Raw genomic sequence first — 22119 nt, 5'->3', positions numbered from 1 at the left:
CGGACTGCTCGATTTTGAACCGCGGAAACGTCACGAAAAAATCTCCTTGGGTGAATTTCGAAGCGGCTCTATTGTAGCATAAAAACACGTGTAAAATCAGCCAATTGTCAAAGATCAAAGGATAGAGGTACTATTGTTAACTCACTGATTCAGGTTTCAGACTCCGTGGGGTTGGAAGGACCCGCGAAATACCTTTACTCTGCCATTTTGGCAACGGGTTTTTCCCCAGTTGAAAATTGTCTGTATTGAGCGACATGGGGTTGATGTGGCGCAAAGTTTGCGTGTCAGGGGGATGGACAGTTTGTCCGAATTTGTCCGCTGGGCGGAACGGGCCGGGAAATACCGGTCTTTCCGGAGGAAGATGGGGGCTTTGGTCGATTCTCCCCGGTGTCTTGACCTTGGTGGAGGATTTGCGCTGTGGCAGGAATATATGTCTCAGGCGGACAATCTTATGTCCGGGGTTCCCGGTTCCCGGCGGTTGAAATTACGTTATGAGAAACTTCTGGAAAATCCTGTAGAAACTTTGGAGTCGGTTGCTGTCTTTTGTGGTCTTGATGGGGCTCGTGACAAAATAGAACCTCTTGTTGAGAATATTGATTTCAGTAGGGCTTATGTTTATCGGAATAGTGTTGAGTTAGTCGAGTTTGCCAAAGAAAACAGAAGAGTTCTTGAAGAATATGGTTATGCATGAAGTGGTTTCCGGGTTGTTTCGGTGTGCCTTTTCAGGATCGTCTTAAATGATGATATCCGTCGCTCTTTGTACATACAACGGACAACAGTTCCTGCCGGATCAGTTGCGCAGTCTGGCTTCTCAGTCCCGGTTGCCTGATGAACTGGTTGTCTGCGATGACCGGTCGACGGATGGTACCTGGGACCTTCTTGCTGAGTTCAGCCGTCAGGCCTCGTTTCCGGTCAGAGTTGAGCGTAACCAGGAACAACTCGGACCGGCGGAAAATTTTGCCCGATGCCTGGCTCGGGCAAGAGGGCGCTGGGTTGTCCTCTGTGATCAGGACGATGTCTGGTTGCCAGAAAAAATCTCAGTTCTTGCCGAAAAAATGACGGTTCTGGAGGTCTCCTGTGGTCCTGAATTCCCCCTGCTCATCCATTCCGATGCCAAAGTTGTCGATGTCGAACTGAATACAATTGCCGATTCACTGTGGGCCTATCAAGGGTCCCGGCCTGCTTCGGGGCATGTCCTGAACCGGCTTTTGCTGCAGAACTGTGTGACCGGGTGTACGGCTATGGTAAATCGGGCGCTACTCGAGAAAGCGTTGCCAATACCGGGTCAGGCATTGATGCATGACTGGTGGTTGGCTCTGGTGGCGGCTGTTTTCGGACAAATTGACTGGCATCCTGAACCGCTGGTCTTGTATCGGCAGCATGGTGGCAATGATACCGGGGCCAAAGGATGGGGAATTTGGGTGGCGATCAGGTCGTTGTTGGACTTTTACGGCAGGGCTGAAGCGCGTCAGGTCAATGCACAGGTTGTTCAGAAAACGGTTTCCCAGGCCAAAGCCTTTGTAGAACGGTTTCACGCTCAGCTGTCGCCGCAGCAACTGGAGGCCATCAGGGCGTTTGCATCCTTGTCGACAGAGCCCTACTGGAAGAAGAGGTACCTGATACTGAAACACGGGCTTTATTATCATGGACTGTTGCGAAACGCCGGCCATCTGTTGTTGAAATAATGACCATGATCTCCGTCTGCCTCGCCTCCCATAACGGCGAAAAATATATCCGCCGCCAGCTCGAAAGCATTCTTGCGCAACTGGTGCCGACCGACGAGGTTGTTGTTTCGGATGATTCATCCACGGATGCCACGCTGCGAATCGTTCAGTCTCTGGAGGACCCCCGCATCCGGCTGTTTCCGGGCAATACCTTCTTCAGCCCGGTCTACAATTTTGAACATGCCCTGAAGCAGGCGCGAGGAGATGTCATCATCCTCGCCGACCAGGACGATGTCTGGCTGGAGAACCGGGTTGCTCTGGTTCGGGAGAAGTTTCGGGATCCGCCGCATGCCCGTTACCTGCTGGTGACCGACGGGGCAGTGGTTGACGAACGGGAGCAGATTCTGCATGAATCGATCTTCCGGCTGATCGGGGCCGGTCCCGGTTTCTGGAAAAACCTCTGGAACAACCGCTACATGGGTTGCTGTATGGCGTTTTCCCGTGAATTGCTGGAGGTCGCGCTGCCCTTTCCCCGGCACCTGCCGATGCACGATATGTGGCTGGGACAGTTGTGCGAACGGATCGGGGTGACCGAGTTTGTTCCGGTTAGAACTCTGCTTTACCGGAAACATGCGGACAGCCAAACTGAATTTCAGATCCGTTGGCAGCCTTGGCTGCAGATTCGGCGTCGCTGGATTTTGGCGACGAACCTGATGAAAAGAAGTCGGACAGTTCTTGTGCGGGAAGAATGCAAGTTAAAACGGTGAAGATTTCCATTGTCATGCCCTGTTATCAGCAGGCCATGTTTCTCGAAGAGGCCGTACGCTCGGTTCTTGAACAGCAGGGGGCTGAGGCAGAGTTGCTGGTTATGGATCCCGGATCGACGGATGGCTCGCGTGAATTGTTGCAGGAATTGCAACTGACCTACGGTGAAAGGCTGGTACTGCATTTCGAAGCAGACCAAGGTCAGTCCGATGCAGTCAACCGGGGAATTGCCAGGGCAAAGGGACCGGTGCTGGGGTGGCTTAATTCGGATGACCGGTTGCGTCCCGGAGCCTTGGCGCAAATCGGCCGCCTGCTTGACAGGGCAGAACCGGCTTGGTTGTACGGGCGGGCGGGGATGATTGACGCTCGGGGACAGGCGATTTCGAGTGTGATTGTCCATTACAAGAATTGGCGGGGGCGCAGATTTTCGCGGTTGAAACTTCTGACCGAGAATTTTATCCCGCAAATGGCTGTATTCTGGAACCGCCCTTTATGGGACTTGGCGGGAGGGGTGGCCAGGGATCTGCATCTGGACATGGATTATGACCTGTGGTTGAGGTTCGCGAATATCGTATCCCCTGTTGTGTTGTCTGACTTTTTGGCGGATTTCAGGGTTCATGGTGAGGCCAAGGGGAGTCGGAACACGGAGGACCAGCTGGATGCCGCCTGGCACACGGCCCGGCGCCATGCTCAGGGGCTTGGCTGGCAAGGACAATTCATGCTGTTTCTCCACCGAGTGCTGAGCTGGAGGACGCGGCAGGTTTACCGGTTTATCAAACCGTAACATGGTGAGCAGCGTAATTTCAGAGAGGAATGATTTGTCACTTCTTATCTTGATACCCGCCTTCAACGAGGCCGGCAACCTGCTCGGGGTGATCGGGCGGATCCGGGAGGTTGTCCCCGGGGCCGACCTGCTGGTGGTCGATGACGGCTCAACGGACGCGACCGCGCGGGTCGCCCGGCAGGCCGGGACCCGGGTGGTGTCCCATCCCTTCAACATGGGCTACGGGGTGGCGATCCAGACCGGTTACAAGTACGCCCTGCGACAGGGCTACGACTGCCTGGTGCAGATCGACGGGGACGGGCAGCACGAGCCGGAATCGATCCTCGACCTGCTGGCGCCGCTGCAGGCCGGAGAAGCCGATTTCGTACTCGGTTCCCGTTTTCATGATCGCGCCAGCTACCGCCCGCCGCTGGCCCGCCGGGTCGGCATGGCCTTTTTCCGTTTTCTGGTCAGGCGGATCGTCGGTCAACCGATCGTCGACTGTACTTCCGGCTTCCAGGCCTTCAACCGGGAGGTGATCCGCTTTCTTTCCTCCGACCTGTTCCCGGTCGACTACCCGGACGCCGATGTGCTGATCACCCTGCACCGGGCCGGGTTCCGGATCCGCGAGGTGGCGGCTCGGATGTACGCCAACCGCGAAGGCCGGTCGATGCACAGCGGCCTGAAGCCGTTGTATTATGTTTTTAAGATGTTGCTGTCAATTGTGGTGGTTATGCTGCGCAGCAGAAAACTCTATCGGGGAGGCCGCTGACGATGCCCTTGAGTCAGAAACTGTTCGCCCTTGCGGTCAGCCTGCTGGTCTTTCTGTTTACTGTCGACCTGGTACGTAAGCGCCGGCTGCGTGAGGAGTATTCGGTCCTCTGGCTGTTGACCAGCCTGGGCATGTTCGTGCTGGTACTCAAGTACGAATGGCTGGTGGAGCTGACCCATCTAATCGGTGCGGTGTTGCCCACCACCACATTGTTCCTCGGTTCGCTGGTCTTTCTGGTGCTGTTGGCGGTACAGTTTTCCATCAAACTTTCCGGTCTGGCTGACCAGGTAAAGAACCTGGCCCAGGAGAATGCCCTGCTGCGGGCGGAACTGGAGGCTTCTCGCGGAACCGGTGGGAGAACTGAAGATGCAGTCCCTTTAACGTCGCGGGGTCAGGGCCGCTCGAAATAACGGTATCCCGCCTCCAGTTCCGGATGGTTGTTCCTTCCCCGCGTAAAGGCCTGTTTTGCCAGGCGGGTTTCTCCCAACATGGTGTAGCAGATCCCTTTGCTGAACTCGTAGTGGTCTTGTTCGGTCCCGGTCTTCCGGATTGTTTCGAGGCGCCTCAATAGATAACGCCATGCGGCTTGAGGCGGGAGTCGTGGCAGGCTGGGGGCGGGCCGGGTGAAGACCAGGGCGTCATCTGCTGAAACCAGTTGCCAGTTCGGATCGTATATCAACCTTGGAATGATCGGGTAAATTCTGCCGCTGTTGAAATAGGTCCCCTGCAGCAACAGGGTGTTGAACCCCTCGTTTTTCAGAAGATAGGTGGCTTGGCGTCCTTCGATCAATTGGTCATGAACACGCATCTTGTAAGGGGTGCCGAGCGTGCCGTCAAGGTAGTGTTGCGGTTGTCCGTTCCAGACCCAGCGGAGATAGCCACCGCAATCCAGATTATTGAACACCTTCGTTGGCAGGTCGTGGATCTTGACAAACCGGGCTGCTGTTTTCGGAAAGAGCATCCATCGGACACCATAGCCGATTCTCGGTTCAAGGACGGTTGTTCCTAGAATCAGGAACAGAACCGCCGACGCAAGAACAGGACCGGTGGGTGCCCACCGTCGCAACCATGTGGGGCTTCCCCCGCCGGCCGCCAATGCCAGCATGCCGAGTGTGGCAAGGGCGACATTGCGTTCAATAATCAGACCGCAGGTGAAAGCCAGACCCCATGCGATTAGACGCAGGCAGCGTTGGGGGGGGATGCTGATTGTCAGTTTGAGAGCAATGCCGGCGGTCAGTAGATACCAGAACAGCAGTCGTGGATATTCCCAGATCGGTCGCATTTCGCTTATCCCGGACAGTTGTCCAGTTGCCCCCATTTCGTCGAGAACATGCAGGGCGAAGAGCCCGCTTTTGTAGACCAGCGGGAGGGCGGCCAGCAGCGAAATGGCCATGACCAGTTTCCAGCCGCGTATTGTCAGTCGGGTTTTTAATATGTCGATATGTGGGTGCAGGAGAAACTGCAGGAACAGGAACAATGCGCCGATGGTCCAGGAGATGTGCAATACTGACCAGGTTGCGAGTAAGATCAGGCAGATGGCCAAGGGGAAAAGGGATGGTTGCCTTTTGTAGTGTCGCAGAGTCAGGCTGCACCAACTGAACATAATGTAGCCGAACAACTCAGGCCGCGGCAGATAACGGTAACGAATGGTGATAATGGCGAGCAGCAGAAACAGCAGAAAAAGAGTATTGTCACGAGTCAGGCGGCAATCGATCAGGAACGGCAGAAAAATAAGTAGGGAGCAGATTGCGGTCAACAGGGAAATGGACTGTGCGCCGAACAGCTGATAGAAGGCATAGATGAGGACTTGCGGGAGGGTGCCATAGCCCCCGGCCGGGTCGAAAAGTTCGAAGAAGTGAACTGGGGATTCGATGATTTTGGCGAGTGAAGTACGCGCCATGTCCAGATGGGTCCAGAAGTCAAAAGACTCCAGGGGAACGAGTCCCATCAGCAGGACATAACAAAGAATGATGATGAAAAGGGAAATTTTTCTACTGTTTTTTTGAGTTTCGGAAGATATGGACATGTTTGGTCCTGTTGGTTGGGATGGCTGTGCCGGTCAGGCTACCGAAGGAATCGACCGGGGTCAAGCTGTGCCATATCTCTGTTTCGCAAATGTGAAAACGGTTGCCAGAGCGGTCGCGTCCATGGTAGAAAACCCTGTTCAGGCCGGGCCTGAAGACCGCTGCATCCGATCACACCGAAAACCGCCAGGAGTTGACGGTTTTTTCTGTTTTTTGCACCTACAGCTTTCCCGAGGTTGAAAAATGGCTATCATCAAACGCGCTCTGATCAGTCTCTCCGACAAGACCGGCATCGTCGAATTCGCCACCGAGCTGGCGGGCTACGGGGTCGAAATTCTCTCTACCGGAGGCACCGCCAGGCTGCTGCGGGACTCCGGACTGACGGTCAAGGATGTGTCCGAATTCACCGGTTTCCCGGAGATGCTTGACGGCCGGGTCAAGACCCTGCACCCTAAGGTTCACGGTGGCCTGCTCGGGTTGCGCGACAATGAAGAGCATGTCGCGACCATGGCTGAGCATGGCATCGAGCCGATCGATATGGTGGTGGTCAACCTCTATCCCTTCGAGGCGACGGTTGCCAACCCCGACTGCTCCCTGGAGGATGCCATCGAGAACATCGATATCGGCGGACCGACCATGCTGCGCAGCGCGGCCAAGAATAATCGTTCGGTGACGGTGGTGGTCGACCCGGGCGATTACCCGAAAGTGCTGGCCGAGATGAAGGCGTCGGGCGGCGCGGTTTCCCCGGCAACCAACTTCGGTCTCGCGGTCAAGGTCTACCAGCACACCGCCGCCTACGACGGCGCGATTTCCAACTGGCTCGGGTGTCGGTTGGATGAACAACCTGCCGAATTTCCGCCGGCTCTGAGCCTGCAGTTTCACAAGGCCCAGGAGATGCGTTACGGTGAAAATCCCCACCAGAACGCGGCTTTCTACGTCGAAAAGAATGTCACCGAAGCCTCGATCAGCACCGCCCGCCAGCTGCAGGGCAAGGCGCTGTCCTACAACAATATCGGCGATACCGATGCCGCCCTCGAATGCGTCAAACAGTTCAACGAAGCACCCGCCTGTGTCATCGTCAAACACGCCAATCCCTGTGGGGTGGCCGTCGGCGAGACCCTGCTCGATGCCTACCGGCGCGCCTTCTCGACCGATCCGGAATCGGCCTTCGGCGGTATCATCGCCTTCAACCGGGAACTTGATGGTGAGACCGCGGCGGCAATCTGCGAGAAACAGTTTGTCGAGGTGATCATCGCCCCGAAGGTGAGTGCCGCGGCAGTGGCGGCTGTCGCCGCCAAGAAGAACGTGCGTCTGCTCGAATGCGGCCAGTGGCCGGAACAGCCGGCAGCGCGGTTCGATTTCAAACGGGTCAACGGTGGACTGCTGGTCCAGGAACTTGACCTGGCCCTGACCGGTGAGCTGCAGGTGGTAACCCGCCGTCAGCCGACCGAGGAAGAGATGCGGAACCTGCTCTTCACCTGGAAGGTCGCCAAGTTCGTCAAGAGCAACGCCATCGTCTATGGTAAGGACGGCATGACCATCGGTGTCGGCGCCGGGCAGATGAGCCGGGTCAACTCGGCCCGCATCGCCGCCATCAAGGCCGAACATGCCGGGCTCGATGTCAAGGGTGCCGCCATGGCCTCCGACGCCTTCTTCCCCTTCCGTGACGGCATCGACAATGCGGCGGATGTCGGTATCAGCGCCGTGATCCAGCCGGGCGGTTCGATTCGCGATGAAGAGGTGATCGCCGCCGCAGATGAGCACGGTATGGCGATGGTTTTTACGAAAATGAGGCATTTCAGGCATTAGAATCAACTTCGGCTAAGGGCAAAAGGCTAAGGGGGTAAAAGGTTTTTCCTTTGGCCCTTGGCCTTTGGCCTTTGGCCGCTTTTCAGGAGTTTTGTTATGAAAGTTCTCGTTGTTGGCGGCGGTGGCCGCGAACACGCGCTCTGCTGGAAAATAGCCCAGTCGCCGCTGGTTGATACCCTCTACTGCGCGCCGGGAAACCCCGGTATCGCCGAACTCGCCGAGTGCGTTCATATTGCCGCCGACGAGATCGACGCGCTGCTTGATTTCGCCCGTGCCGAGAGCATCGACCTGACCGTGGTCGGACCGGAGGTGCCGTTGACCATGGGGATTGTCGACCGTTTCCAGGAGGCCGGTCTGGAGATCTTCGGCCCCAGTCGGGCGGCCGCCCGGATCGAGGGAAGCAAGGGGTTTTCCAAGGATCTGATGGCGCGCCACAATATTCCGACCGCCGCTTACCGTAGCTTCAGCGATCACGCCGCCGCGGTGGCCTATATCAGGGAACAGGGCGCGCCGATTGTGGTTAAGGCCGATGGTCTGGCTGCCGGCAAGGGGGTGATCGTGGCGATGGACGAAGCGACCGCCATTGCCGCTGTCGATGACATCATGCTGGGGCAGGTCTTCGGCAGTGCCGGGGCGAGCGTGGTGATCGAGGAGTTCATGGACGGCGAGGAGGCCTCCTTCTTTGCCTTCACCGACGGCAAAAATATTTTGCCGCTGGCCTCCTCCCAGGATCACAAACGGGTCTTCGATAACGATGAGGGGCTCAATACCGGCGGCATGGGAGCCTATTCGCCGGCACCGGTGGTGACCGACGAACTGTATGACGAGATTGTCGAGACCATCGTCAAACCGACCGTTGCCGGCATGGCCGCCGACGGGCACCCTTATGCCGGGATTCTCTATGTCGGGTTGATGATCAAGGACGGCAGACCGCGGGTGGTCGAATTCAACGCCCGTTTCGGTGATCCCGAGGCGCAGCCGCTGCTGGTGCGGATGAAGGAGGACGTGGTGCCGATTCTGCAGGCCTGCGCGCGCGGGGAGTTGACGCAGACCTCTCTTGAGTGGCATGACAAGGCCGCGGTTTGCGTGGTGATGGCGTCCGGCGGTTACCCGGGCAGCTTCACCAGGGGGCACGAAATCAAGGGGCTGGAAGAGGCCGCGCAGATCGACGATCTGGTTGTCTTTCATGCCGGTACCAGGCTGGTGGATGGTAAGGTTGTCAACAATGGTGGTCGGGTTCTCGGGGTGACCGGGCTCGGCAGTGATGTGGCGACAGCAATCCGCAAGGCCTACCGGGGGGTGGAGACAATTTCCTGGCAGGATGTTCATTATCGCAAAGACATCGGGGCGAAGGCTGTTAGGCGCTGAAGGGCGGCTAAAGGCTAAAGGCTAAAGGCTAAAGGCCAGGAGTAAGCCCCTTCGCCCTTGGCCGATTTTGTTCTTACCCCTGCGCCGATTCTGTTTTTAAGGAGTTTCATATGAGCGACAAGCCGTTGGTCGGAATCCTGATGGGGAGCGACAGCGACTACGAGATCATGGCCGAAGCGGCCCGGGCGCTGCGTGAGTTCGGCGTTCCGTTTGAGGTCACAGTGACCAGCGCCCATCGTACCCCGGAACGGACATCGGACTATGTGCGGCAGGCGCCCGGGCGGGGGCTCAAGGTGCTGATCGCCGGCGCCGGTGCCGCGGCTCACCTGGCCGGGGTGGTGGCTGCTGAAACCACTCTGCCGGTGATCGCCGTGCCGATTGATGCGACCGCCCTGAACGGACTCGACGCTCTGCTGGCGATGGTGCAGATGCCGGCTGGGATTCCGGTGGCGACCATGGCGATCGGCAAGGCCGGAGCCCGCAACGCCGGAATTTTTGCCGCCCAGATTCTTGCCGTTGCCGACCCGTTGCTGCGGGACAAGTTGACTGACCAGAGACAATCGATGGCGGCGGGGGTAGTCGCCAAGGCCGAGAAATTGCAAGAGCGACTGCGCAAGGATGGATTTTGATTCCGGTCTGTTCTTTGATTGACCGGCCTGCACTGTGCTGATGGATCCGATGGAGGGGAGGCTCTGAATCAGTGAGTTCATTGCCGGCGAACAGCACAAGCCATTGCCCCGTCTGTACTTTCCAAAAATCACCGGCGAGCCCGATGGGTGCGCCTCAGATTTTTGAAAATCACATTCAGGTCAGGCGCTTGTACTTTTCATCCGGCATGACCCCAATGATTCAGGGAGAAGCTTGACAGACTGAAAACGGTTCGATTAATGTTGATGAGATTGGTTAGATTTAGTCCCCCAGTCTCTCGAAGGCTGTCGGATGCCAGCGGGTCGGTGTTATCGCCGGCTCGTCAATTTTGACCAGCCTCCTCGCCACGCCGACCTATCAGGAGACGACGCTTGAACGCCAAAAAAAGTTCGTTTTTCGACCACGTCTGGGACTTTTTCTGTTCCCTGAAACTTGCCATCAGTACCCTTATCCTGCTGGCTCTCACCTCCATTATCGGGACCGTGATCCAGCAGAACGCGAATCCCCAGGATTATGTCAGGGAGTACGGCGAGACCGCCTACCGGATTTTCTCCGCTCTCAATTTTCTCGACATGTACCACTCCTGGTGGTTCCTGACCCTGCTGACTCTTTTCGCCGTCAACCTGATCTGCTGTTCGATCAAGCGTCTGCCGCGGATTCTGAAACTGGTCAACCAGCCGAACCTTGACCCCGATGAACGGTTTTACAAGACCATGGCCAATGGAGGAGAACTGACCGTCGGCCTGGCTCCGGAGAAGGTCCGTGATCGTCTGGCGGAATTTCTGGGTCGGAAGTTTGCACGGCCGCGGGTTGCCGAAGGGGAGGGGATAATCCAGCTTTTCGCCCAGAAAATGCCCTGGGCGCGGTTCAGTGTCTACGTCACCCACCTGTCGATCCTGGTGATCTTCCTCGGCGCTATCCTGGGCACTGTCTGGGGTTACAAGGCCTATGTCAATATCCCCGAGGGAAGCAGTACCGACAAGGTCTGGCCGCGCGGCAGCGATACACCGATCGATCTGGGTTTCGAGGTGCGCTGTGATCGTTTCGAGGTGCAGTTCTATCCCGGCGGCATGCGGCCCAAGGAGTTTGTCAGCGACCTGGTGGTTCTGGAGAATGGCAGAGAGGTGGAGAAGAAGACCATCGAGGTCAATAACCCGCTGACCTATAAAGGGATTACTTTCTACCAGTCAAGTTACGGACCGATGGGTGATCCGCAGTTTCACTTCAAGGTACGTGAACGGGCCACCGGCAAGACGGTGACCGTTGTCGCCCACAAGGGCCAACCGGTCAGGTTGCCGGGCGGACAGGCGTTTCGGGTGGCTGATTTCACCGAGCATTTTCAGACCTTCGGCTCGGCCGCCCGCATCGAGATGCTGCCCGACCTGGCTGGCAAGAACCCGGCAGGAAGGAGCAGGAAATCGTTTGTTGTACTGCAGAAGTTCCCGGAATTCGACGCCCAGCGCGGCGGTGAATATATCTTCAGCCTGCTCGACTACAAACAGCGCTACTATACCGGTCTGCAGGTCGCCAAAGACCCCGGTGTCTGGGTCGTCTGGCTGGGCTGCTTCTTTCTTGTCGCCGGTACTTTTTCGGCATTTTTCCTTTCTCACCGCCGTCTCTGGGTGACCGTTCGTGCGGAAGGCGGCAAGACCCATGTGCGCTACGGCGCCAATGCGCACCGTAATCAGGCGGCTTTCGCCATCTGGTTTGAAGATTTTGCCAGGGACTTCGAGGAGTCGCTGAAAAAATAGGTTGTCTGAACCACGCTGTTGCCAGAACTTTTAGGAGGCACACACATCATGTCCAGCGTCAATTTGTTCAATTTCACCACTATTGCTTATTTCTCCGCCATGATCCTTTTTGTCGGCTACCTGGTGACCCGCAAGGAGGGCGTTTCCCTGGTTGCCAACATCGCGACCTGGATCGGTTTCGTGTTGCATACCGGCGCCATCGGCCTGCGCTGGTACGAGTCCTACCAGATGCTCGGTGCCGACGGCAGGGCCCCGCTTTCGAATTTGTACGAATCGGTGGTCTTTTTCGCCTGGACCATCGTCCTGATCTACATCCTTCTCGATCTGAAATACAAGCAGCGCGCGGTCGGAGCCTTTGTCGTGCCTTTCGCTTTTCTCGGCATGACCTGGGCCCAGCTCAATCTCAATGACGCCATCGATCCCCTGGTCCCGGCGCTGCAGAGCAACTGGCTGACCTATCATGTCATCACCTGTTTCCTCGGTTATGCATGCTTCGCTGTCGCCTGCGGGGTGTCGATCATGTATCTGATCAAGTCGGGCAAGGAGCAGAACAATGCTGAATCGACCCCGGCCGGCGGGGTGATGTCGCTTTTCCCCAGTATCAGAGTGCTGGATGATATCAACTACAAGGCGATCATGATCGGTTTTCCGCTGCTCTCCCTCGGCATCATCACCGGCGCCGCCTGGGCCAACTACGCCTGGGGCACCTACTGGAGCTGGGATCCGAAGGAGACCTGGAGCCTGATCGTCTGGTTCGTCTATGCCGCCTTCCTGCACGCCCGTTTCACCCGCGGCTGGGTCGGCAGAAAGGCCGCCTGGCTGTCGGTGTTCGGTTTTGCCGCGACCATCTTCTGCTACCTGGGGGTGAACCTGGTTCTTTCCGGTCTTCATTCCTATGGCGGCGGTTGATGACCCTCTCCTGACAGGGAGCTGAAAAAGTCAAGTCCCCCAGGTTGAGCAAAAATGTCCAGATGCAAGGCGTCCGCACACCCGCGGAATAAGGCGCAGCGGAAGGTACGTCGTTGACGCGGGGGAAGGACAACGCGGCAGATGGGCTTTTTTGTTCAACCTGCTGATATGACCGGCCGTGGTGTGAAGATTGCATCTTGTATGGGGGCGGTTCCCGTTTGCAGCTCGAGTGAACTGCACGGGAGCCGCCTTTTGCTTTTAACCTGAATCAGTGAGTTTCTGTCGGATGGAGAGTGTAAGTGCTTGGCCTGAATGGGATTTCCGAAAATTTGAAGCGCACCCATAGAGTTCGCTGGTGATTTTTGGAAAGATCAGGCAGGTCAATGACTTGCGCTATCCGCCGGCAAGGGACTCACTGGTTCAGGTTTAATCCCTGCCGAACGATCCCGGATGGGGTTCGGAAAGGGTTGGTCTGTGCCGTCTTTTGGCCGGATCGATGACTGTGTATTGACAGGAGGATTCTGCAATGGAGCGGCTGTTGAAATACCTTTTGATGGTTTTGGCGGCATTTTTCCTTTTCCAGGGCAGTGCCTGGGCCGGTGGTTGCGTGACGTCCGCCTGTCACGCCATCATGGGGAAGGCAAAAGTGGTGCATGGGCCGGTCGCGGTGGGGGAATGTGGCCTCTGTCACGAGTCGACCGGCAGGAAGCACCCGGGGAAGAAAGGTGCCTTCAAACTGGTCCAGACCGGCAGCGATCTCTGTTATCTCTGTCACGACAGTAAAACCGAGGGGAAAAAACATATCCATCCGATTCTCGAAGAGGGTTGCACCGGTTGTCACAGCCCTCACCAGTCAGCCAATAAGTATTTCCTGCTGCAGCTCGGCAACGCGCTTTGCCTGATGTGTCATGATGACAAGGGTGGCGGAACCAATCAGCACCCGGCTGTTGAGGAAGGCTGTATCTCCTGTCACGATCCCCATGCCGGGGACGCTCCGAAAATGCTCAGTGTTGAAGGCAATGACCTTTGCCTGACCTGCCACGATGATCCGACCAGCGGCAGAAAATATGTTCATCCCGCCCTTGAGGAAGGATGTACCTCCTGCCACGATCCCCATGATGGTCCGGCGCCGAAGATGCTCCCGGCGGAAGGCAAGGATCTTTGTCTGACCTGCCATGACGATCCGACTGAGGGGATGAAATATGTTCATCCGGCCCTGGAAGATGGTTGTACCGCCTGCCATGACCCCCACGCCGGGGATGCGCCGAAGATGCTCCCGGCCTCCGGCAATGATCTCTGTCTGCAGTGCCATGATGATCCGACCGACGGGATGAAGGTGGCCCACCCGGCGGTGGAGGAGGGATGCGTCTCCTGCCATAATCCGCATGCCGGCCCGAATCCGAAGATGCTCCGTGCCGCCGGCAGCGCTCTCTGTTACCAGTGTCACGAGAGCAAGACCGACGGCAAGGCGCATGTGCATACCCCGGTGGCCGATGGGGAGTGTACCGCCTGTCACGGACCCCATGGCGGTCCGAAAGAAAAGATGTTGCCTGCGACCGGCAGCGCTCTCTGCTATCAGTGTCATGATGACAAGACCGATGGTAAATTCGTGCATCCGCCGGTTGCCGCCGGTGAATGCGAGAGCTGCCATGATGTCCATGCCGCCGACGGGGAGTATCAGACCATCGAACCGGGCAATCAGCTCTGCTTCATGTGTCATGATGACAAGGCCGAACTCGGGACCATGAAGAATGTTCATCCAGTTGTCGCCGACGGTTGCACCAACTGTCACAACCCCCACAATGGACCGCAGCCGAAAATGTTGCCGACTCGTGGAGACGCTCTCTGTGCCGGTTGTCATGATGACGTCGCCGCAACGGCAAAAAATGCTGTTTCAAAGCACCCCGCCCTTGAGGATGGCTGCACCGTCTGTCATGATGTTCATGGCACCGGGCAGCCACGCATGTTCAGCAGTCCTCCGGAGACCATGTGCTTTGACTGTCATGACGAGATGCAGGAGAAGATTGCCGGCAGTGTTTCCCAGCATCAGCCGGTGAAGAATGGCCGCTGTGTCGCCTGTCACGCGCCCCACGGGTCGCGGAATCCACCGTTGCTGAGGGCGGCCTATCCGCCGCCGGGAGATTTTTACGCACCCTACCGGCCGGGGATCTACGCGCTCTGTCTGACCTGCCATAAGCGAGGCAAGCTGGAATATCGTCGTACCTCCGAGGCGACCAACTTTCGCAACGGGGATCGAAATCTTCATTACGTGCATGTCAACAAGCGCACCAAGGGAAGGGTTTGTCGCACCTGTCACGATGTCCACGGCGCCGATCAGCCGAAGCTGATTCAGAGCAAGACCCGTGGTTTCGGCAGTTGGGATATCCCGATCAAGTTGAAGAAGACCGAGACCGGCGGCACCTGCATGGTCGGGTGCCACCAGCCGCGGGGTTATGACCGGGTGCGTCCGGTGCGCAACAAGTGAAGCGAGGGATGAAGGTGAGTTTAAGGCGGTTCTGCCATAAATACGGATGCTGGTTGTTGCTGCCGGTCCTGCTGCTGGCCGGATGTTCACCCGCCGCGGCACCTCGAAAAAGGTTTTTCTGGCCGATCGGGACGGGCCAGCCGCGCATTGAATATCTCAACTACTATCTTGGCGAACAGGACCTGAAGCGAGGGGTTGAGAATCCCTTTTCCGATGCCGTGTTCGGCAAGGAGCGCCCGGTCCCGGTTTTCCAGCAGCCCCATGCCATTGCTGTCAAGAACGGTCAGGTGCTGGTCTCGGACCTGATCGTCAAGAAGGTTATTGTCCTCGATTTTTCGCAAAAGAAAATCCGCTATCTGAAAGACGCCAAGGGGCGGGATTACCTCTTCCGGCGACCGATCGGCATCGCCGTGGCTCCCCGGGGAACGGTCCTGGTGGTAGATGCCATTGAGCATCGGGTGGATGTTTTTTCGGCCACCGATGCCTATCTCAAATCCTTCGGAAAGAATCATCTGTCACGACCCACCGGCATTGCCGTCTCTCCGGATGGTCAACAGGTCTGGGTGGTGGATACCGGCGCCCACAGGCTGGTTCATTTTGATGGCAATGGAAACTACCTGGGAGAAATGGGGGGGCGCGGAGTGGCTCCCGGGATGTTCAATTTTCCTCTGGATGCTGACTTTGATGCCGAGGGGAATCTCTACGTTCTTGACGCGATGAATGCCCGGGTGCAGGTTTTTTCCCCCCAGGGCAAATTTCTGCGCGCGTTCGGTGGTCGCGGGACCCAGCGGGGACTGTTTCGCATTCCCAAAAGCCTTGCGGTCAGTCGAACTTCGGGGTTGATTTATGTGACCGATTCGATGGCCAATGATTTTATTGTTTTTGACCTGCAGGGGAGGTTGTTGCTGACTGTCGGCGGGCATTACGCCAGCAACCTCAGCAAGGTTGTGCCCGGCGGGATGAATCTGCCCAAGGCAATCGCGGTTGACAAGCAGGATGGGATCTGGGTTGTTGACGGGCTCAATCGTATGGTGCACCGTTTCCAGTATCTTACCCCCGCCTACCTGGAAAAACATCCGATCCTGCCTGGAGAGAGGCTGGTGCCGACTGCTGTTTTCAAATCGACTCCAGCGAAGTAGGTAAGATGAAAATAAAGCGAAACTGATGGAAGGTAAATTATGAAAAAGCTGATCTGGATGTCGGTCCTGGCGGGTTCCCTGCTGGTGACGTCGCTGGCGGCGGCGGCCGGTCTTGAAATTGTCTACCCGGCTGACAAGACGGTAGTGACCAAGTCCAATTACCTGATTATCAAGGGCGGGGATAAGCCTCAGCTTGAGGCGATGGTGATCACCATCAACGGGGTGGCCAGCGATCCAATCGATATTTCAGGGGCTGATTACCGGGCCGCTTTCGGCGACCTGCTGATTCTGCAGCCGGAATTCGATGCCGGTAAAAATCAGGTCGAGGTCAAGGGTTACGTCGCCGGGAAGCAGGTGGCCAGGGCGACGGCTGTTCTTTTCTACCAGAAGGACCCCATGACAGCTGTCCCGTCCGGGTTCGTGCCGTTTCGGATGCATACCGCCGAGCGTGAAGCCAAGTGTGTCGGCTGCCATAACATGAATCCGGACAAGGTTGAGATGCAGCAGACCGACCCGGCCAAGAATCCCTGCGCCTCCTGTCACCGCCGCATGCTGAATCGCAAGTACGTTCATGGACCGGCCGGTGCCATGCAGTGCGCGGCCTGTCACAGTATGCAGCCGAAGAATGGCGTCAAGTATACGGTTTCCAGTGATGACGCGGCCCTTTGCGGTGGCTGCCACAAGCAGCAGGAGGACCGCTTTGCCAGGAACAAGAAGCTGCATGGTCCGGTTGATGCCGGCCTCTGCCTGCCCTGTCATGATCCCCATGCCAGTGACCAACCGGCGCAACTGGTCGCCAAGGTCAACGATCTCTGTCTCGGCTGCCATGAAGCGATTCGCGGCCAGGTCCACGCCGTTCAGGGGCTGACAGGCAACTCCCATCCCCTGGAGGGTCGTCCCGACCCGAGTCGGCCCGGACGGGAGCTTTCCTGCGCCGGCTGTCATGATCCCCATGGTGGAGCGGTGGAGCAGCTCTTTGTGCAACAGAAGACCAGCCGTTTCGGACTCTGCGCGGTCTGCCATCAGAAGTAGGGTGCGTCTTTTGCCAAATCGACTTTCGGTCTTATGGCAGGACGCTGTCCGGTCTTTTGGGGGACCGGTGATGTAATCTCAGGAAAAACCAAGACTTGTTGGGTTGAATTCGGGTTGGCACATGCCTTGCTATGTGTTTGTGTGTAACGATAAACCGCTCAGATGCACGCCGGCGTGGCGTCGGGATGAGCATTGAACGATGAAGGGTGGATGGTCCACTCAAAACGCAACTCCAAGGAGGTAAGGAAATGAAGAAGGTACTTGTTCTGGCCGCAGCCCTGATGCTGTTTGCCGCCCCTGCCATGGCCGTGATCAGCAATTCCGCGCACGATTTCACTCAGAGCCCTTATAATGCGGCTGAGATCTGTGTGTTTTGCCACACGCCGCATGGCGCTGCTAATGTGGCTGACGCGCCGCTGTGGAACCACCAACTTACCACGTCGACGTTTACTGTCTATAGCTCGACGACCATTGATGGTTCCGTTTCGCAGCCTTCAGGCCGTTCCATTCTGTGTCTTTCCTGTCATGACGGAAGTGTTGCTATCGACTCCTACGGCGGCGCTACCGGCACGACATTCATCAACGGTGTTGCGGACGCCCCCAATAGCCCCAAGCTCGGCACCAATCTTCAAAATGATCACCCGGTCAGCATTACCTACAGGGATGACCTCGACAGCGGCTTGCGTGCTGATGATGGCACGGGTGCTTCGGTCACCAACGGTAGCGTGACCCTGCCGTTGTACTCCAACAAGGTCGAGTGCGCTTCCTGTCACGACGTGCATAACGGCAGCGGATTCAACCCCATGCTGCGTGCCGACAACGGCGGCAGCGCCCTCTGCCTGGTCTGCCACGACAAGTAAGTTGTGATGGCTGCATTCAAGGCTCCCGGTCTCAGGGCCGGGAGCCTTTTTTGTTTCTTGACGGAAATCGTGTTAAAGTTTCCCACCTTCCGCGGGGAAGGAATTCCGGGTCAAGAGGTGAAGTCGTGTTGAAGAAATGCTGTAGCGTGTTGGTCCTGGTTCTGTTGCTTGCCGGTTGTGCCGGTTCGAAGAAGAATTTGGAGCCGATCTATTTTCCTCCTGCGCCTGATCTGCCGCGGGTCCAGTATTTGACCGGCTTTGTTTCGGAGCTCGATGTTCTGCCGGAGAGCAAACGCCGCCTCGCCCTGGCACTGGGCAATACCGCGCCGCTGACCTTCAAGAAAGCGACTGATGTCGCCTTCTACGGGCATATGCTTTATGTCATTGATTCCGGGATGCAGGCGTTGTGGCGTTTTGATCTGCAGCAACGCAAAGCCAGGGTGCTGCAGGGATTCGATATCGCCGGGGAAGAAGCGACTTTTTCCCTGCGGAAGCCGATCGGTCTGACAATCGATGAGCAGGGTCGGAAGTTTATTGCGGACAGTGGCCTGCGTACGGTCATTGTACTCGACAAGGATGAGAAATATCTTCGTTCCTATGATTTTCCGGAGGGTTTCCGTCCTGGCGGCATGGTTGCCGCCGGGGGCAACTTGTGGGTCGGCGACCTGTTCCATCGTCGGATCTATCGCCTCGACATCGCCAGTGGAGAAATTCTGCAGACGGTCGGAACAAAAGAAGGGGAGTTGTACTGGCCCTATTCGCTGGCTCTCGACAGTGCCGGTAATCTGATCGTCAGCGATATGGGGTTGTTCCGGGTGCTCAAGTTTTCTCCCCGGGGCAAGTTGCTCGGTCAGATCGGCCAGGTCGGTGACCGGCCGGGTCAGTTCACCCGCCCCAAGGGGATCGTTGTGTCCCCTGATGGTCTGCTGCATGTGGTCGACAGCGGCTTCGGCAATGTTCAGGTTTTTGATCGTAATGACCGGCTGCTGATGTTCTATCCCGGCACATCCCCCCCCGCCAGCCTTTTTCTGCCGATGGGGATTGCCGTCAGTGCTGATATCGTCGCTGATCTGCAGGAATTTATCGCCCCCGGGTTCAAGGCCAGTTACGTGGTGGCGATCGCCAACCAGTTCGGCCCGAGCCGGGTCAATCTCTATGCCTTCGGGGTGCGTGAGGGTGCCGACTATTCGAAGTATGGTCTTTCCGCAGAAAAGAAGAAGCCCCAATGATGTTCATGGTGCCATTGCATGACTGAGATTCACGTCGGGCCCGCTTTAATGCGGGCCTTTTTTTTGGGGGGGGGCGTTTGGGGTCACGCCTTTTCCCCGGTATTTCATGGCGTGAAGGCGGCGGCATGGCGATATGCCGTACTGTGCGGAAGCACAGTTTTCAATGTGTCGTTGCCTCAGCGGTATTTTAAACCGATCGCTGCATCTAACAGTCTGAAATGAATAGTGAAAAAGGTTATTGCCGAGGGGCCGCCATGAGCGTGTGCTGTTTGCGACAGCCGTGGCGGCCGGGGAACGCTTTTTGCACCAAACAGGGCAGACTTCGTCGTGGGGATTTTGTAAATTGCTTAAAATATTCTTAAAAATTTCAATCTGTTTGCTGCTGCTGTCGGCGAGTCTGCAGCCGGCTTCTGCCCTCAGTCGTCTCAACGGCAGTGTTGAGTTGGCTTATGGCGGCTACAAGGCGGATGAGGACGGGCAACAGGTTGCCGACACGTCCTATTTCGCGCAAAAGTACAGTCTGCTTTATTCCCTCGACGGTCAGATTTATGGCGGGCGGGGCGGTGGCTATAAGCTTGCTCTCGGCGCCGAGTGGATCGGTCTGGACCGGGATGATAATGGCGAAAGCGAGTCGCTGCAGGCGCCGAAAGCGCTTTTCCAGGGGGAATTTCTCTTTGCTCCCGGTGGGTTGCCGATCCGCTTCCAAGCTTATTCCCGTGATCTCAGCGAGGCCCAGTTCCTTGAAGACACGACTTTCGATTGGCAGGGGGATGTCTTTCCTTATCAGAACCGAAGTGTTCTCAACCCGCGGGTCTATGACGATATCCAGGACGGCAGTCGCATTGAGAGTGGTGCCACCCTGTTTCTCGGTATCCGCAACGGCCATTATCTCGGCAAGTATCGGGATATCCTTTCCATGTTCCCGCGACTGCTGATCGACTACCGTCAGGTGGATGTCCGGAATCTTGAGTCTCTCAATCCGCAGAAATACAGCGAACGCGACCTGGCTTTTGTCTCGCTGAACAAGAAGGACAACTGGTTTCATTATCGGCTTCACGACTACACTGATTATCTCGATCCGCAGAATGATTTCCGCGAAAAGGTCTTCATGCTCGGCACCGTTGACCACATGCTGACCCGCCAGTGGATCAATATCACCAACTGGATCAAGGTGTCCGCCGATATCAGTTACACGACCCTTGACTCCTCTGGAGCCGTCCCAAGTGAAGAACGCTACGACCTGAATCTCTTCTCCGTTGGCAGGCGCACCAACTGGGAGTTTAGCAATTTCACCACCTTTGAACGTCTGTTGCGCGCGGATCGATTGAGCCGGCAACTGGAAATTCCGATCTTTGCGTCCGGCCAATTGAATCGTAATACCGCCTGGCGTGTTCGCCTGCTAGGAGAGAAACGCGACGAATTGGATTTCGCGACCGGCGGGAATCAGATAGGGCATGTTGATTCATCCCTGGTGGACACCAAAATCGAAGGGTTCCGCAACTCCCGCTACCGGGCGGATTTCAGGTCAGAACTGGAATACAACAATGATACTTTGGCCCAAGGGGATGCCCAGCGGTTGACCTTCGACTTCTATTCGAACCAGGCCTATCGTCCCCGTTATGATCTGTTCGGATCTGTTTCCGTCGCCCGGTTCGCGGGGCGAAACAGTGTCAATACCAAAGACAGCAATTATTACGAAACAGCGTTGATCGGCAAGGTTGAGACCGATCTTACGTCGCGGATCAGGGTCGGGGGGCAGGAACAACTGGTCTGGGGGCAGGGAGATTTGGGACGCGGCTTTACCCGCTATGTGGTCCCATTGGGGGAAGTCGGCAGCTACTCCAGTTCTGGACTTCAGACCGGTATCACCTGGCGGAACACCCTGGCATTGTTTGCTGAAATGACCAGTTCCAATCGTCTGGACAATCGGATCGAGGTTATTTACGACCACCTGAAGGCCTCTTCGAGCAGTGATGACCAACTCAATATCCGGCATACACTGAACTATGACCGCCGTTCTTTCGCCCTTCGGATGGCTTCGGAGTATACGTTTAATTCCACGCCGGCGGCGGACAGCAACAGCAACCTGGTTGTTTTGGGATCCGACGTCGGTGGAGCGACGAGGACGGAGTTCAATCATCACCTTACGGCAAGCTACACCCCCAGCCGGGACTGGGAGTTGCGGGGCCGGCTGGATTACCGGTGGAGCGACATTATCAACGGGACCAATTATACTACCGTTGATGCCCGACAGTCGCTGCAGCGCAACATCTATCGGCAGACCGGCCTGATCCGTCGCATCGCCTCGATTGAGCAGGAGCTTCTTTACGAGGAGGAGACGAGTTCCCGTTACGATGTCCGTGTTACCACTCTCGGGGTGGCCGTCAACCTGTACCCGACCCGTCACCTGTATCTCGGGTCACGTGTCCGTTATCGTTATTTTCAGCAGGACGACCAGGGTGAGTACGCGGTTTACCTGATGGCGGGGCTTGATTACCAGAAATTTAAAATCAACCTCGACTATGCTTACGGGGACCGGGAGAAGAAGGATGGCGCCGTTCTTCCGGAGCGTGTTGAGCATCGTTGGCGGGTGGAAGTCAAGAAAACATTCTGATCCGTATGTGATATCATTTACAACCAGCTCCTTTCATCCTGTGGTGAAGGGGGCTTTCTTTTTTCCGGGAGAAGCTGCCGGATGGAACTGTTCCTGCCGTTCCCCCGGTAATGTGTGTATTGCTCCTGATGTTGAGTGCGCATGTCCGGCACGAGCTGGTTGGGAGGGGGAGCCAGGTATGGCGGACTGAAGGTTGATGCTTATATCGGGAGGGGATACAAGTAAAGAATCGGGCTCTTCCCCTGATCGAGTGGGTAGATTAACATTCAGCGCATGAAAGATACCGA

17 protein-coding genes and 1 pseudogene are annotated in these 22119 nt (G+C 56.8%); 17 read left to right on the top strand and 1 reads right to left on the bottom strand.

The window, feature by feature from the left end; genetic code table 11:
* Positions 1–178: 178 nt before the first annotated feature.
* From C2E25_RS16155 to C2E25_RS16130, 6 genes and pseudogenes are all read left to right on the top strand, one after another.
* Positions 179–691 (top strand): annotated as a pseudogene (locus C2E25_RS16155) (sulfotransferase); the annotation flags it as partial.
* Between the two features lie 46 nt (positions 692–737).
* A complete protein-coding gene (locus C2E25_RS16150) occupies positions 738–1685 on the top strand; it encodes a glycosyltransferase family 2 protein (protein ID WP_103116757.1) in 948 nt (315 codons plus the stop codon).
* Between the two features lie 5 nt (positions 1686–1690).
* Positions 1691–2431, top strand: coding sequence for a glycosyltransferase family 2 protein (locus C2E25_RS16145; RefSeq protein ID WP_233189466.1), 741 nt, complete (start codon positions 1691–1693; stop codon positions 2429–2431).
* Positions 2413–3213 (top strand): glycosyltransferase family 2 protein, encoded by an 801-nt coding sequence (locus tag C2E25_RS16140; protein ID WP_103116755.1) that lies wholly within the window; start codon positions 2413–2415, stop codon positions 3211–3213. The genes C2E25_RS16145 and C2E25_RS16140 overlap by 19 nt, the downstream gene beginning before the upstream one ends.
* A gap of 34 nt (positions 3214–3247) precedes the next feature.
* Positions 3248–3964, top strand: coding sequence for a glycosyltransferase family 2 protein (locus C2E25_RS16135; protein ID WP_269845125.1), 717 nt, complete (start codon positions 3248–3250; stop codon positions 3962–3964).
* Positions 3965–3966: 2 nt separating this feature from the next.
* On the top strand, positions 3967–4374 hold the full coding sequence (locus C2E25_RS16130) for a DUF2304 domain-containing protein (RefSeq protein WP_103116753.1): 408 nt from the start codon (positions 3967–3969) through the stop codon (positions 4372–4374).
* On the opposite strand, the gene C2E25_RS16125 is transcribed toward C2E25_RS16130, so the two are convergent.
* Positions 4356–5864, bottom strand: coding sequence for a hypothetical protein (locus tag C2E25_RS16125; RefSeq protein WP_146033002.1), 1509 nt, complete (start codon positions 5862–5864; stop codon positions 4356–4358). The two genes, C2E25_RS16130 and C2E25_RS16125, sit on opposite strands and share 19 nt — an antisense overlap.
* 367 nt (positions 5865–6231) lie before the next feature.
* On the opposite strand from C2E25_RS16125, the gene purH reads away from it, so the two are divergent.
* From purH to C2E25_RS16070, 11 genes are all read left to right on the top strand, one after another.
* A complete protein-coding gene (purH, locus tag C2E25_RS16120; RefSeq protein ID WP_103116751.1) occupies positions 6232–7797 on the top strand; it encodes a bifunctional phosphoribosylaminoimidazolecarboxamide formyltransferase/IMP cyclohydrolase in 1566 nt (521 codons plus the stop codon).
* Positions 7798–7893: 96 nt separating this feature from the next.
* Positions 7894–9165 carry a phosphoribosylamine--glycine ligase gene (gene purD, locus C2E25_RS16115; RefSeq protein ID WP_103116750.1) on the top strand — a complete coding sequence of 424 codons (1272 nt, stop codon included), beginning with the start codon at positions 7894–7896 and terminating at the stop codon, positions 9163–9165.
* A gap of 110 nt (positions 9166–9275) precedes the next feature.
* The gene (gene purE, locus C2E25_RS16110; RefSeq protein WP_103116749.1) at positions 9276–9794 is read left to right on the top strand and encodes a 5-(carboxyamino)imidazole ribonucleotide mutase; all 519 of its coding nucleotides are present in this window, start codon (positions 9276–9278) and stop codon (positions 9792–9794) included.
* A gap of 390 nt (positions 9795–10184) precedes the next feature.
* On the top strand, positions 10185–11564 hold the full coding sequence (resB, locus tag C2E25_RS16105; protein WP_103116748.1) for a cytochrome c biogenesis protein ResB: 1380 nt from the start codon (positions 10185–10187) through the stop codon (positions 11562–11564).
* A gap of 48 nt (positions 11565–11612) precedes the next feature.
* Positions 11613–12473: a c-type cytochrome biogenesis protein CcsB gene (gene ccsB / locus C2E25_RS16100; RefSeq protein WP_103116747.1), complete on the top strand. Its 861-nt coding sequence runs from the start codon at positions 11613–11615 to the stop codon at positions 12471–12473.
* Positions 12474–12999: 526 nt separating this feature from the next.
* A complete protein-coding gene (locus C2E25_RS16095; protein ID WP_103116746.1) occupies positions 13000–14958 on the top strand; it encodes a cytochrome c3 family protein in 1959 nt (652 codons plus the stop codon).
* Positions 14959–15011: 53 nt separating this feature from the next.
* Positions 15012–16097: an SMP-30/gluconolactonase/LRE family protein gene (locus C2E25_RS16090; RefSeq protein WP_158247300.1), complete on the top strand. Its 1086-nt coding sequence runs from the start codon at positions 15012–15014 to the stop codon at positions 16095–16097.
* 39 nt (positions 16098–16136) lie between these two features.
* Positions 16137–17129 (top strand): cytochrome c3 family protein, encoded by a 993-nt coding sequence (locus tag C2E25_RS16085; RefSeq protein ID WP_103116744.1) that lies wholly within the window; start codon positions 16137–16139, stop codon positions 17127–17129.
* Between the two features lie 248 nt (positions 17130–17377).
* Positions 17378–17989 carry a cytochrome c3 family protein gene (locus tag C2E25_RS16080; RefSeq protein ID WP_103116743.1) on the top strand — a complete coding sequence of 204 codons (612 nt, stop codon included), beginning with the start codon at positions 17378–17380 and terminating at the stop codon, positions 17987–17989.
* Positions 17990–18135: 146 nt separating this feature from the next.
* Positions 18136–19218, top strand: coding sequence for a hypothetical protein (locus C2E25_RS16075; protein ID WP_146033001.1), 1083 nt, complete (start codon positions 18136–18138; stop codon positions 19216–19218).
* Between the two features lie 343 nt (positions 19219–19561).
* Positions 19562–21832, top strand: a complete 2271-nt coding sequence (locus C2E25_RS16070) for a hypothetical protein (protein WP_103116741.1) — start codon at positions 19562–19564, stop codon at positions 21830–21832.
* Positions 21833–22119 lie beyond the last annotated feature (287 nt).

This window comes from Geothermobacter hydrogeniphilus (genome assembly GCF_002898515.1).
In the GTDB taxonomy this organism is placed as follows: Bacteria; Desulfobacterota; Desulfuromonadia; order Desulfuromonadales; family Geothermobacteraceae; genus Geothermobacter_A.
This window is presented reverse-complemented; position numbering and strand designations above follow the sequence as displayed.

Coding starts and splice junctions, on each gene's coding strand:
- C2E25_RS16150 (WP_103116757.1), top strand. CDS start 738: ATGATGATATCCGTCGCTCTTTGTACATACAACGGACAACAGTTCCTG.
- C2E25_RS16145 (WP_233189466.1), top strand. CDS start 1,691: ATGATCTCCGTCTGCCTCGCCTCCCATAACGGCGAAAAATATATCCGC.
- C2E25_RS16140 (WP_103116755.1), top strand. CDS start 2,413: ATGCAAGTTAAAACGGTGAAGATTTCCATTGTCATGCCCTGTTATCAG.
- C2E25_RS16130 (WP_103116753.1), top strand. CDS start 3,967: ATGCCCTTGAGTCAGAAACTGTTCGCCCTTGCGGTCAGCCTGCTGGTC.
- C2E25_RS16125 (WP_146033002.1), bottom strand. CDS start 5,864: ATGGCGCGTACTTCACTCGCCAAAATCATCGAATCCCCAGTTCACTTC.
- purH (WP_103116751.1), top strand. CDS start 6,232: ATGGCTATCATCAAACGCGCTCTGATCAGTCTCTCCGACAAGACCGGC.
- purD (WP_103116750.1), top strand. CDS start 7,894: ATGAAAGTTCTCGTTGTTGGCGGCGGTGGCCGCGAACACGCGCTCTGC.
- purE (WP_103116749.1), top strand. CDS start 9,276: ATGAGCGACAAGCCGTTGGTCGGAATCCTGATGGGGAGCGACAGCGAC.
- ccsB (WP_103116747.1), top strand. CDS start 11,613: ATGTCCAGCGTCAATTTGTTCAATTTCACCACTATTGCTTATTTCTCC.
- C2E25_RS16095 (WP_103116746.1), top strand. CDS start 13,000: ATGGAGCGGCTGTTGAAATACCTTTTGATGGTTTTGGCGGCATTTTTC.
- C2E25_RS16085 (WP_103116744.1), top strand. CDS start 16,137: ATGAAAAAGCTGATCTGGATGTCGGTCCTGGCGGGTTCCCTGCTGGTG.
- C2E25_RS16080 (WP_103116743.1), top strand. CDS start 17,378: ATGAAGAAGGTACTTGTTCTGGCCGCAGCCCTGATGCTGTTTGCCGCC.